This window comes from Intestinirhabdus alba (genome assembly GCF_009711095.1).
In the GTDB taxonomy this organism is placed as follows: Bacteria; Pseudomonadota; Gammaproteobacteria; order Enterobacterales; family Enterobacteriaceae; genus Intestinirhabdus; species Intestinirhabdus alba.
Genome location: NZ_WMJZ01000005.1, coordinates 148,131 through 160,783, shown reverse-complemented (window position 1 = coordinate 160,783; position 12,653 = coordinate 148,131). Strand labels below are relative to the sequence as shown.

Below are 12,653 nucleotides of genomic sequence, written 5' to 3'. Positions count from 1 at the left end.
CAAGAATTACAGGGCGCGTAGCGCGCCCTTCTTGTTAGCGAGTGACTTCCACTTTCGCCAGTTTTTCGTAATAGCAGGCCAGCGCGCTGTGGTCGGCGGTGCCCAGACCATCGGCGCGCAGCGCCTGCATCATCTCCATCACCGCCGCGGTCAGCGGCAGCTGTGCGCCCACGCCATGAGAAGTATCGAGCGCATTCGCCAGATCTTTAATATGCAGATCGATGCGGAAGCCCGGCTTAAAGTTACGATCCATGACCATCGGTGCCTTCGCATCCAGTACGGTGCTGCCCGCCAGGCCGCCGCGAATGGCCTGATAGACCAGATCCGGGCTGACGCCCGCTTTGGTGGCCAGGGTCAGCGCCTCGGACATCGCGGCGATGTTCAGCGCCACGATCACCTGGTTCGCCAGCTTGGTCACGTTGCCTGCGCCAATTTCGCCGGTATGCACCACGGAGCCGGCCATCGCCTTCATCAGGTCGTAATATTTGTCGAAGACCGCCTTATCACCGCCCACCATCACCGACAGCGTGCCGTCAATGGCCTTCGGCTCACCGCCGCTGACCGGCGCATCCAGCATCTCAACGCCTTTCGCCTTCAGCGCTTCGCTGATCTCACGGCTGGCCAGCGGAGCGATAGAGCTCATGTCGATCAGCACCAGACCCGGCTTCGCGCCTTCGATAATACCGCCTTCGCCCAGCGCAACCTCTTTCACGTGCGGTGAGTTGGGCAGCATCGTGATAATGACATCACACTGTTCGGCAATGGCTTTAGCCGTAGAGGCGGTTTCTGCCCCCGCAGCAACAACGTCTGCAATTGCCTCAGGGTTGCGGTCAGAAACCACCAACGAGTAACCCGCTTTAATGAGGTTTTTACTCATTGGTTTACCCATAATGCCAAGGCCAATAAAACCAACTTTCATAGTCATAATTTTATCTCTCTGTACTGTCGAGGGTGGTTATTGCTTAAAGGAATCGGCCAACTTCTGCGTCGCGGAACGGAACGCCCCCAGATCGCTGCCGACGGCGACGAAGGTCGCCCCCCATTCAAGGTAGCGGCGCGCGTCGGACTCCACGGGTGCCAGAATGCCGCACGGCTTGCCGTTCGCTTTCGCGCGGGCAAAAATATGCTGAATAGTTTTCTGCACCTCCGGATGAGAGGCGTTGCCAAGATGGCCCAGCGCAGCCGCCAGATCGCTCGGACCGACAAACAGGCCGTCCACGCCCTCAGTCGCGGCGATGGCGTCAACGTTCTCCACGCCCTGCTGGCTTTCGATCTGCACGATGATGGTGATATTTTTGTTCGACTGCGCGAAGTAGTCCGCCACTGTACCGAACATATTGGCGCGGTGTGAGACAGAAACGCCGCGGATGCCCTCCGGCGGGTAACGGGTAGAGGCCACGGCGCGAGCCGCCTCCTCCGCCGTCTCGACGAACGGGATCAGGAAATTGTAAAAACCGATATCCAGCAGGCGCTTGATGATCACCGGCTCGTTGGTCGGGGCGCGCACCACCGGCGCGCTGGCGCTGCCTTTCAGCGCCATCAGCTGAGGGATAAAGGTGGAAATATCGTTCGGCGCATGTTCACCATCGAGCACCAGCCAGTCGAAGCCCGCCAGCCCTAACACTTCGGTACTGATGGGACTCGCCAGCGCGGACCAGCAGCCGATCTGCACCCGCTGCGCCGCAAGGGCGGCCTTGAATTTGTTCGGGAAGATATCGTTATTCATCGCATATACCTTGTCGCTAAGCCGTTAATTATTTGCGCAGTTCCATACGTTTAATGTCGCCGACGATGATCAGATAGCAAACCATCGCCATCAGGGCCGAACAGCCAACGAAGATCAGCGCGGCGTTAAAGGAGTGCAGTTCGCTTACCAGATAGCCGATCGCCAGCGGGGTGACAATAGACGCCACGTTGCCAAAGACGTTAAACACCCCGCCGCACAGGCCGACAATCTCTTTCGGCGCGGTATCGGCAATCACCGGCCAGCCCAGCGCGCCGAATCCTTTGCCGAAGAACGCCAGCGCCATCAGCGCCACCACCAGCGCGGTATTGTTGGTGTAATTGCACAGGATGATGGTGGACGCCAGCAGCATACCCAGTACGATAGGCAGCTTACGCGCCAGGGTAAGGGAACGGCCGCGCTTAATCAGGAAATCAGAGAATACGCCGCCAAGCACCCCGCCCGCAAAGCCGCACAGCGCCGGGACAGAAGCAACCAGCCCAACCTTCAGTATCGACATCCCTTTGTCCTGCACCAGATAAATCGGGAACCAGGTAAGGAAGAACCAGGTGATAGTGTTAATGAAATACTGGCCGAAGAACACGCCCAGCATCATGCGATTGGTCAACAGCTGTTTGATGTAGTGCAGCTTTGGTCCGGACGCGGCGGCGCTGCCCGGCTTTTTATGGTCCATGTCCACTACCGCGCCGTTTTCAGAGATAAACTTCAGCTCCTCCGGCGAAATATGCGGGTGGTCGGTCGGGTTGTGGATCAGCCTGGCCCACAGGGCGGTCAGCACAAAGCCAATCACCCCCATTACCGTGAAGACGTGCTCCCAGCCCCAGGCGAAGGTGAGCCAGCCCAGCAGCGGGGAGAACAGCGCCAGCGAAAAGTATTGGGCGGCGTTAAAAATCGCCGAGGCGGTGCCGCGCTCTTTGGTCGGGAACCAGGCCGCGACGATCCGGGCGTTGGCCGGAAAGGAGGGAGCCTCTGAGAAGCCCAGCATAAATCGCATAAAGAACATGGAGACGCCGGCCCAGGCCAGCGGGAACAGATCCACAAAGCCCTGCAGGAAGGTGAACAGCGACCAGAAGAACAGGCTATATGTATAGACTTTTTTCGAGCCAAATTTGTCGAGCAGCCAGCCGCCGGGGATCTGCATCAGCAGATAGGCCCAGCCGAAGGCGGAAAAAATGTAACCCATGGAAACGGCGCTGAGCTGCAGCTCTTTCGCCACCTCGGTGCCGGCAATGGATAGCGTCGCCCGATCGGCATAGTTAACCGCCGTTACGATAAAAATAATCAGCAGAACGATATAGCGGGTATGCGTGCTTTTACTTTTTGCGTCAACCGCATCCAGAATCATTTTATTTACCTCGGGTACTAAAGGGATTCTTCTTATTTTTATTACGTCTTTCACATGATTATTAATTAATACAAAATGGATATTAACAATCCAGCGAATGTAATAATTTAGTGATTCATTATAATCAGCGGAGAGGCGTTAGGCATTGTGCAAAAGCTCATTAAGTAAGGTGTATTTAAATATTATTTTGAGCATATGCCCATAAACCTGGGCGTTAATGCACAGATTTACGTTTTCCTCTTACGGGCGGCGGGGCTTTATGAATATTGGGTGATCTGGATCACATTCTTATTTCAGCACTCCTGACATTCTTATTTCATTACGGCTGATTTAGTCATTTTTAAATAAATTTAAGCGACATATTATTCGTCTCATTTTCCTGGAGAATACTGGACAATGGCCAACATCGAAATCAGACAAGAATCGCCAACGGCGTTTTATATTAAGGTTCACGATACTGACAACGTGGCGATTATTGTTAATGACAATGGTCTGAAAGCGGGCACCCGCTTTCCGGACGGTCTGGAGCTGATTGAACATATTCCGCAGGGCCATAAGGTGGCGCTGGCCGATATTCCCGCCCACGGCGACATCGTGCGCTACGGCGAAATCATTGGTTACGCGGTGCGTGATATCCCGCGCGGCAGCTGGATCGATGAATCGATGGTCGAGCTGCCAAAGGCCCCACCGCTTAACACCCTGCCGCTGGCGACGAAGGTGCCGGAGCCGCTGCCGCCGCTGGAAGGCTACACCTTTGAAGGCTACCGCAACGCCGACGGCAGCGTCGGGACTAAAAATCTGCTCGGCATTACCACCAGCGTGCACTGCGTCGCGGGCGTGGTGGACTACGTGGTGAAAATTATCGAGCGCGATCTGCTGCCGAAATACCCGAACGTGGACGGCGTGGTCGGGCTGAACCACCTCTACGGCTGCGGCGTGGCGATCAACGCGCCGGCGGCGGTCGTGCCCATTCGCACCATTCATAATATCGCCCTGAACCCAAACTTCGGCGGCGAGGTGATGGTGATCGGTCTCGGCTGCGAGAAGCTGCAGCCGGAGCGCCTGCTGGAAGGCACCGACGACGTGAAGCGCATCCCGGTGGATGAAGCCAGCATCATCAGCCTGCAGGATGAAAAGCACGTTGGCTTTCAGTCGATGGTCGAAGATATTTTGCAGGTTGCCGAACGCCATCTGCAGAAGCTGAACCAGCGCCAGCGCGAAACCTGCCCGGCCTCCGGGCTGGTGGTCGGGATGCAGTGCGGCGGCAGCGACGCCTTCTCCGGCGTGACGGCCAATCCGGCGGTGGGCTACGCCTCCGATCTGCTGGTGCGCTGCGGCGCAACGGTGATGTTCTCTGAGGTAACCGAAGTACGCGACGCCATCCATCTGCTGACCCCGCGCACCGTTAACGAAGAGGTGGGCAAGCGCCTGCTGGAGGAGATGGCCTGGTACGACAACTATCTCGATATGGGGAAAACCGACCGCAGCGCCAACCCCTCTCCGGGTAACAAGAAAGGCGGCCTGGCCAACGTGGTGGAAAAAGCGCTTGGCTCCATCGCCAAATCGGGCAAAAGCGCCATCGTGGAGGTGCTCTCTCCGGGCCAGCGCCCCACCAAACGCGGTCTGATCTACGCCGCCACCCCGGCCAGCGACTTTGTCTGCGGCACCCAGCAGGTCGCCTCCGGCATCACCGTGCAGGTGTTCACCACCGGCCGCGGCACCCCGTACGGCCTGATGGCGGTGCCGGTCATCAAGATGGCGACGCGCACCGAGCTGGCAAACCGCTGGTTTGACCTAATGGATATTAACGCTGGCACCATCGCCACCGGCGAAGAGACCATTGAGGAAGTAGGCTGGAAGCTGTTCCACTTTATTCTGGACGTGGCCAGCGGCCGCAAAAAAACCTTCTCCGATCGCTGGGGGCTGCATAACCAGCTGGCGGTATTTAACCCGGCACCGGTAACCTGATCGGGCGCAGCCCAAAGGCCCGATACGCTTACGCCGTCGAGCCTTATTCGCGTTCAGGCGGTAACCAGAATCACTTCAATACCGCTTTTTCGCAGCCCCTCCAGGCTCTCTGTCGGAATCGCATCATCGACAATGATGGTGTCTATCCGCTGAGTATCAACAATCTTGTGCAGGCTGGAGTGGTTGAACTTGCTGGAGTCGGTTACCACAATAATTCGCTCAGCCACTTCGCACATCCGGCGATTCAGCCTGGCCTCGTCTTCATTATGCGTGCTGACGCCGCGCTCCAGATCGATAGCATCCACGCCGAGAAACAGCATATCAAAGTGGTAGTTCTGCAGGGATTGCTCCGCCCGATCCCCGTAGAACGACTGTGACTGACGCCGCAGATGGCCGCCGGTCATCAGCAGCTCCACGCCTTCAGCCTCCAGCAGCGCATTGGCGACGTTCATCCCGTTGGTCATAACGATAACGTCGCTATGCCGACGCAGCATCCGGGCAATTTCGCAGGTGGTCGTACCGGAATCCAGGATCACGCGATGGCCCGGACCGATCAGCCCGGCGGCGATATGCGCGATACGCCGTTTGACCGCCGTATTCAGCGAACTTTTATCCGCCACCGAAGGCTCCTGGCCGGAAGCGCCGCCGTCGCAAATCAGCGCGCCGCCATAGGCGCGTACGGCAATACCCTGCTTTTCCAGAAAAGCCAGATCGTTGCGGATCGTCACCGTCGAGACGCCGTACAGCGCGGAAAGCTCGTTAACCTGCACGCTTCCCTGCTGCCGCAGCCGCTGAATAATCTGCTCGCGCCGTTCGCTGGTTCCCGCAACGCGCCTGTCAGCAGATGAATCGCTATCGCTCATAAGACTCCCTTTAGCTAAAACTTTCGTTTTATTTCGTTTGACCTATTAACTCCTTTCTTTTTACAGAAAGCAAGCCCCCGCCATCGCCGCTTTCTCTGGCTGAGCGGCGGCTGAAAGATTTCATTACGTTTCTTTTGTGAATCAGATCGGAAAACCATTATCTTTCGTTTTATTTTTATCGCAGCGTAATGCAGTATCAAACGAAACAAAACGAAAGAAAGTTGTCGTAAAAAATCTGAATGGAGCGGAAAGTGAAACATCTTACTACGATGGTGGAACAACATAAACAAGGGAAGACAAACGGGATATACGCCGTTTGCTCCGCTCATCCGCTGATTCTGGAGGCCGCCATTCGCTACGCCCAGGCCTGGCGCACGCCGCTGTTAATAGAAGCCACCTCAAACCAGGTCGATCAGTTCGGCGGCTATACCGGGATGACGCCAGCCGATTTTCACGGCTTCGTCCGCCGGCTGGCCGGAGAGCTGAATTTTCCCGAATCCGATTTGATTCTCGGCGGCGACCATCTCGGCCCCAACCGCTGGCAAAAATTACCCGCCGCTGACGCGATGGCACATGCCGATACGTTGATCGAAAGCTATGTCGCCGCAGGCTTTAAAAAAATTCATCTCGACTGCAGCATGTCCTGCGCTGACGATCCGCTTCCTTTGACTGATGAAATCGTCGCTGAACGCGCCGCCCGGCTGGCGAAAGTCGCCGAAGATACCTGCCAGCGCCATTTTGGCAAGTCCGATCTGGTTTATGTTATCGGCACCGAAGTCCCTGTGCCCGGCGGTGCCCATGAATCTCTGCAGACGCTGGAGGTAACCACACCGGAAGCCGCGCGCGCCACCCTGGAAGCGCACCGGCAGGCCTTCGAACGGCAGGGGCTGGCCGCCGTCTGGCCACGCATTATCGCTCTGGTGGTACAGCCCGGCGTCGAGTTCGACCATACCCACGTCATTGATTACCAGCCGCGGAGGGCCGTCGCGCTCAGCGGCATACCGGAAGCGTACGATACCCTGGTCTTCGAGGCCCATTCCACCGACTATCAGACCCTCCAGTCGCTGCGCCAGCTGGTAAAAGATCACTTCGCGATCCTGAAAGTCGGCCCGGCACTCACCTTTGCCCTGCGCGAAGCGCTGTTCTCCCTGGCCGCCGCCGAAGCGGAGCTGCTGCCCGCGCAGGCCTGCTCCAGGCTACGTCAGGTGCTGGAAAAGGTGATGCTGGAGCGCCCGGAATACTGGCAGAGCCACTATCACGGCGACGATGCCGTCCAGCGCCTGGCCCGCGGCTACAGCTACTCCGACCGCATTCGCTATTACTGGCCGGATCGACAGGTCGACGCGGCCTTTTCCCGCCTGATCCGCAATCTGACGGACAACGCGATTCCGCTGCCGCTTATCAGCCAGTATCTGCCGCTGCAGTACGGCAAAGTGCGCAGGGGCGAGCTGGCGGCTACGCCGTCGGCGCTCATTATCGATCGCATTCAGGACGTACTTCAGCAGTATCACGTCGCCTGTCAGGGCGCTACGACCCATAGCGCATAACAACGAAGAGGGAAAAGCTATGCCAAACATTGTATTAAGTCGCATTGACGAACGTTTGATCCACGGCCAGGTTGGCGTGCAGTGGGTTGGATTCGCCGGGGCGAACCTGGTGCTGGTTGCTAACGATGAGGTGGCGAAGGATACCGTCCAGCAAAATCTGATGGAGATGGTGTTAGCTGAGGGCATCGCCGTACGCTTCTGGACGCTGCAAAAAACCATCGACAACATTCATCGCGCCAGCGACCGGCAGAAAATCCTGCTGGTTTGCAAAACACCCGCCGATTTTCTCAAGCTGGTGGCGGGCGGCGTACCGATCGCGCGTATCAATGTCGGCAATATGCACTACGCCGACGGCAAACGGCAAATCGCCAAAACCGTCTCGGTGGATGCCGACGACATCGCCGCGTTTCAGGGGCTGAAGGCCGCGGGCGTGGCGTGTTCCATCCAGGGCGTTCCCACGGAACCCGCGCTGGACCTCTTTAAGACGCTTTAAGGAGCTGACGATGGAAATCAGTCTGTTACAGGCTTTAACCCTGGGCGTTCTCGCCTTTATCGCCGGTCTGGATATGTTCAATGGCTTAACGCACCTGCATCGCCCGGTAGTGCTTGGTCCACTGGTCGGCCTGGTGCTTGGCGACCTGCATACCGGTATCCTTACCGGCGGCACCCTGGAGCTGGTGTGGATGGGTCTGGCACCGCTGGCCGGCGCGCAGCCGCCTAATGTGATTATCGGCACCATCGTCGGCGCTACCTTTGCCATCACCACCGGAGTGAAGCCGGATGTCGCCGTTGGCGTCGCGGTGCCGTTTGCCGTCGCGGTGCAGATGGGCATCACCTTCCTGTTCTCGGTAATGTCCGGAGTGATGTCGCGCTGCGATCGCATGGCCGCGAAAGCGGATACGCGCGGGATTGAGCGAGTAAATTATCTGGCGCTGCTGGCCCTCGGCACCTTCTATTTTCTCTGCGCGTTCCTGCCGATTTACTTTGGTGCAGAACATGCAAAAACCGCCATTGATGTACTGCCGGAGCGCCTGATCGACGGGCTGGGCGTGGCGGGCGGCATTATGCCGGCCATCGGCTTCACGGTGCTGCTGAAAATCATGATGAAGAATGTTTACATCCCCTATTTCATCATCGGCTTCGTCGCCGCCGCCTGGCTGAAGCTGCCGGTGCTGGCGATTGCCGCCGCCGCGTTGGCGATGGCGCTGATCGACCTGCTGCGTAAATCACCTGAACCTTCTGCACCTGCGCCCCAGAAAGAGGAATTCGAAGATGGCATCTAATCACATCCCCCTGGCGAACGCTTCCGACAGCGAAGAGACGCTGCTGTCAAACGTCAATGAAAACGTCTACGACGATCGCGCCATCGGCACCGATCTGACGAGGCAGGATATAAATCGCGTCGCCTGGCGCTCAATGCTGCTGCAAGCCTCCTTTAACTACGAGCGTATGCAGGCCTCCGGCTGGCTGTACGGCCTGCTACCCGCGCTGAAAAAAATCCATACCAATCCGCGCGATCTGGCCCGCGCCATGAAAGGTCATATGGGCTTCTTCAACACCCATCCGTTCCTGGTCACTTTCGTCATCGGCATTATTTTGGCGATGGAGCGCTCCAAACAGGACGTTAACAGCATACAGAGCACCAAAATCGCCGTCGGCGCGCCGCTGGGCGGCATCGGCGACGCCATGTTCTGGCTGACGCTGCTGCCGATTTGCGGCGGCATTGGTGCCAGCCTGGCGCTGCAGGGCTCAATACTCGGCGCGGTGGTCTTTATCTTGCTATTTAACGTGGTGCACCTGGGCCTGCGCTTTGGCCTTGCCCATTACGCTTACCGCATGGGCGTCGCCGCCATTCCGCTAATTAAGGCCAACACCAAAAAGGTCGGTCACGCCGCCTCAATCGTCGGCATGACGGTGATCGGCGCGCTGGTGGCCACCTATGTACGCCTGGCGACCACGCTGGAGATCGCCGCGGGCGACGCGGTTGTTAAGCTGCAAACGGACGTGATCGATAAGCTGATGCCCGCCTTCCTGCCGTTGGTTTACACCCTGACCATGTTCTGGCTGGTACGCCGCGGCTGGAGCCCGCTACGCCTGATTGGCATTACCGTACTTCTTGGCATCGTCGGCAGGTTCGCCCATTTCCTGTAAGCAGAAGGAGCTTTTATGTTAGGCATTATTCTTTGCGGCCACGGCGGTTTCGCCAGTGGCCTGGCGCAGGCGATGAGGCAAATTCTGGGAGAGCAGCCGCAGTTTATTGCCATTGACTTTCCGGAAAGCTCTACCACCGCGCTATTGACGTCGCAGTTGGAAGAGGCCGTCGCCGCGCTGGACGCTCAGGAAGATATCGTATTTCTCACCGACCTGCTGGGCGGCACGCCGTTCCGCGTCGCCTCTACGCTGGCGCTGCAGAAAGCCGGGCGCGAGGTGATCGCCGGCACTAACCTGCAGCTGCTGCTGGAGATGGCGCTGGAGCGCGACGGGCTAAGCAGCGAAACGTTCCGGCTGCAAGCGCTGGAGTGCGGCCATCGCGGGCTGACCTGCCTGGCCGACGAGCTGGAACGCTGCCGTGAGGAACCCCTGGTCGGGGAAGGCATATGACCCGGCTGCTGCGCGCCAGGCACCTGCTCAGCGAGCAGGGCTGGCTTGAGGATCGTCAGCTGCGTATTGTAAACGGCGTCATTAAGGCGATTGAGCCGATTCCCGCCGGCATCCCGGCCCGCGACGCCGAGCTGCTCTGCCCGGCCTTTATCGATGTCCACGTCCACGGTGGCGCGGGAGTGGACGTCATGGATGAAGCGCCGGACACGCTGGACAGGCTGGCGATGCATAAAGCGCGGGAGGGGGTCGGTGCCTGGCTGCCGACCACGGTAACCGCCCCGCTTTCCGATATAACCCGCACGCTGGCGCGCATCGCCCGCCGCTGCCAAAGCGGCGGCCCCGGCGCAATGGTGCTGGGCGGCTATCTGGAAGGCCCCTACTTCACGCCGCAGAACAGAGGTGCCCATGCGCCGGAGCTGTTCCGCGAGCTGGATATCGCGGAGCTGGATGCCCTTATCGCCGCCTCGCAGAACACGCTGCGCGTAGTGGCGCTGGCACCGGAAAAGCCGGGCGCGATAGAAGCGCTCCGCCACCTGAAGCAGCGCGGCGTGCGGGTAATGCTCGGCCATAGCGCCGCCGGCTACGCGCAAACCGTCGCCATGTTTGATGCAGGTGCCGACGGGCTGGTGCACTGCTTCAACGGGATGACCGGCCTGCACCACCGCGAGCCGGGAATGGTCGGAGCCGGGCTGAGCGACGCGCGCCCCTGGCTGGAGCTAATTGCCGACGGCCACCACGTGCATCCTGTAGCGATGCGGTTGTGCTGCGGCTGGGCACCGGCCCGGCTGGTACTGGTTACCGACGCCATGCGCGCCGCCGGTATGCCCGACGGCGGCTACACCCTTTGCGGCCAGCCGGTGGAGATGCGCGATGGCGTGGTGCGCACCGCCGCAGGCGGGCTGGCGGGCAGTACCCTGACCATGGACGCGGCGGTGCGTAATATGGTTACTCTGGCCGGCGTCAGCCCTGAGGAGGCGATCGCGATGGCCACGCGGCACCCGGCGCGCCTGCTGGGGATAGACGATCGGTTGGGATCGCTGACGCCAGGTAAATACGCCAACGCCATTGCCCTGGATAACGCTCTCCGCCTGCAGCAGACCTGGATCGCCGGTGTTGCGCAGCTCCGCTAGTGGATTGATAACCTCTTTCTCCGACGTGCGGCACCGCGCCGTCGGGCCTTTCCTTTTCTTTCGCCATCGCCGGCTTCGGGCCGCTATATCTATTTAACTTATTTTTTATCAAACACATAAACCCGCGCTTCGTTTTCCCGTTAAATTTCGTTTTATTTCTTTTTCTGTTGTTGATCTTTCGATTTCTTTTCTATACATTTCATTTATCGCATTTAAGGTATAAATGAAACGAAACGAAAGTTAGCGTCAGTTTGTCTGCGCTCGCAGTGGAATTCACCCGATTAAGGATCGCGTTATGCCAGAGAGATATCCCTCCGCCGCCCCGACAACCGGTACATGGACCGAAGAAGAGATCCGTCAACAGCCCGCCAGCTGGATGCGCTCGCTGAGCAATATCGCGCCTCAACGATCCGACATTGACGGCTTTCTGACCCCGCTTCTGCGTCAGGACGATCTGCGGATCGTTCTCACCGGTGCCGGCACCTCCGCCTTTATCGGCGATATCATCGCCCCGTGGCTGGCGCGCCATACCGGGAAAAACGTCAGCGCAATCCCGACAACCGATCTGGTCACCAATCCGATGGATTACCTGAGCGCGGCGCATCCGCTGCTGCTGGTCTCTTTCGCCCGCTCCGGCAACAGCCCGGAGAGCGTCGCCGCCGTGGAGCTGGCTAACCGATTTGTCCCGCAGTGCTATCATCTGTCGATTACCTGTAACGAAGCCGGCAGCCTGTACCTGAACGCGGTCAACGCCGACAACGCCTTCGCCCTGCTGATGCCCGCGGAGACGCACGATCGCGGCTTCGCCATGACCAGTAGCATCACCACCATGATGGCCAGCTGCCTGACGGTATTCGCTCCGGATACGTTCGGTTGCGACATGTTCCGCGACGTGGCGGATCGCTGTCAGGCGATCCTGACTTCGCTGGGGGATTTCCGGGAAAGCGCTTTCGGCGACGAGCCGTGGCGACGGATCGTCTATCTCGGCAGCGGCGGCTTACAGGGCGTAGCCCGCGAATCGGCGCTGAAGGTGCTGGAACTGACTGCCGGCAGGCTGGCCGCCTTCTACGATTCACCGACCGGCTTCCGCCATGGCCCGAAGTCGCTGGTGGATGGCGAAACGCTGGTGGTGGTGTTTGTCTCCAGTCACCCTTACACCCGCCGCTATGACCTCGATTTACTGGCCGAGCTGCGCCGGGATCGCCAGGCGAGGCGCGTGATTGCCATTGCCGCCGACGGCGATCCGCTTATTGAGGCCGGACCGCATATTCTGCTGCCGCCCGGCCGCCCCCTTCTCGACATCGAGCTGGCCTTCTGCTTCCTGATGTACGCGCAAACCTTCGCCCTTGCGCAGTCCATCGCCGTCGGCAACACCCCGGACACGCCCTCCGCCAGCGGTACAGTTAACCGCGTGGTGCAGGGTGTGATCATTCACCCGTGGCAGGCATAAGAGGA

Annotated in this window: 12 protein-coding genes; 8 read left to right on the top strand and 4 right to left on the bottom strand. The window is 59.0% G+C overall.

Going from position 1 to position 12,653, the window contains the following annotated elements; translation table 11 throughout:
- Positions 1-34 precede the first annotated feature (34 nt).
- Genes garR through GJV78_RS05690 form a run of 3 tightly spaced genes read right to left on the bottom strand, consistent with a single transcriptional unit; the run spans position 35 to position 3,089 of the window.
- A complete protein-coding gene (gene garR, locus GJV78_RS05700; RefSeq protein WP_155107415.1) occupies positions 35-925 on the bottom strand; it encodes a 2-hydroxy-3-oxopropionate reductase in 891 nt (296 codons plus the stop codon).
- A gap of 30 nt (positions 926-955) precedes the next feature.
- Positions 956-1,726 carry a 2-dehydro-3-deoxyglucarate aldolase gene (garL, locus tag GJV78_RS05695; protein ID WP_155107414.1) on the bottom strand — a complete coding sequence of 257 codons (771 nt, stop codon included), beginning with the start codon at positions 1,724-1,726 and terminating at the stop codon, positions 956-958.
- A gap of 28 nt (positions 1,727-1,754) precedes the next feature.
- The gene (locus GJV78_RS05690) at positions 1,755-3,089 is read right to left on the bottom strand and encodes an MFS transporter (protein ID WP_155107413.1); all 1,335 of its coding nucleotides are present in this window, start codon (positions 3,087-3,089) and stop codon (positions 1,755-1,757) included.
- A gap of 396 nt (positions 3,090-3,485) precedes the next feature.
- Here GJV78_RS05690 and garD point away from each other — a divergent pair, with 396 nt between their 5' ends.
- On the top strand, positions 3,486-5,057 hold the full coding sequence (garD, locus tag GJV78_RS05685; protein ID WP_155107412.1) for a galactarate dehydratase: 1,572 nt from the start codon (positions 3,486-3,488) through the stop codon (positions 5,055-5,057).
- Between the two features lie 53 nt (positions 5,058-5,110).
- On the opposite strand, the gene GJV78_RS05680 is transcribed toward garD, so the two are convergent.
- On the bottom strand, positions 5,111-5,920 hold the full coding sequence (locus GJV78_RS05680) for a DeoR family transcriptional regulator (RefSeq protein ID WP_155107411.1): 810 nt from the start codon (positions 5,918-5,920) through the stop codon (positions 5,111-5,113).
- A 239-nt stretch (positions 5,921-6,159) separates the two neighbouring features.
- On the opposite strand from GJV78_RS05680, the gene kbaZ reads away from it, so the two are divergent.
- The 7 genes from kbaZ to GJV78_RS05645 all read left to right on the top strand — a co-directional run bounded on the left by kbaZ (position 6,160) and on the right by GJV78_RS05645 (position 12,648).
- Positions 6,160-7,467, top strand: coding sequence for a tagatose-bisphosphate aldolase subunit KbaZ (kbaZ, locus tag GJV78_RS05675; protein ID WP_155107410.1), 1,308 nt, complete (start codon positions 6,160-6,162; stop codon positions 7,465-7,467).
- A gap of 19 nt (positions 7,468-7,486) precedes the next feature.
- Positions 7,487-7,960, top strand: a complete 474-nt coding sequence (gene agaV / locus GJV78_RS05670) for a PTS N-acetylgalactosamine transporter subunit IIB (RefSeq protein WP_155107409.1) — start codon at positions 7,487-7,489, stop codon at positions 7,958-7,960.
- Between the two features lie 10 nt (positions 7,961-7,970).
- Entirely contained in the window at positions 7,971-8,750 is a 780-nt protein-coding gene (gene agaW, locus GJV78_RS05665; protein WP_155107408.1) for a PTS N-acetylgalactosamine transporter subunit IIC, read from the top strand.
- Positions 8,740-9,618, top strand: a complete 879-nt coding sequence (agaE, locus tag GJV78_RS05660) for a PTS N-acetylgalactosamine transporter subunit IID (RefSeq protein WP_155107407.1) — start codon at positions 8,740-8,742, stop codon at positions 9,616-9,618. The genes agaW and agaE overlap by 11 nt, the downstream gene beginning before the upstream one ends.
- 15 nt (positions 9,619-9,633) lie before the next feature.
- Positions 9,634-10,068 (top strand): PTS galactosamine/N-acetylgalactosamine transporter subunit IIA, encoded by a 435-nt coding sequence (gene agaF / locus GJV78_RS05655; protein ID WP_155107406.1) that lies wholly within the window; start codon positions 9,634-9,636, stop codon positions 10,066-10,068.
- Complete coding sequence (gene nagA / locus GJV78_RS05650) at positions 10,065-11,198, top strand: N-acetylglucosamine-6-phosphate deacetylase (protein ID WP_155107405.1); 1,134 nt, start codon at positions 10,065-10,067, stop codon at positions 11,196-11,198. Before agaF ends, nagA begins: the two co-directional genes overlap by 4 nt.
- Positions 11,199-11,493: 295 nt before the next feature.
- Positions 11,494-12,648 (top strand): SIS domain-containing protein, encoded by a 1,155-nt coding sequence (locus tag GJV78_RS05645; protein ID WP_155107404.1) that lies wholly within the window; start codon positions 11,494-11,496, stop codon positions 12,646-12,648.
- The last annotated feature ends 5 nt before the right edge of the window (positions 12,649-12,653 follow it).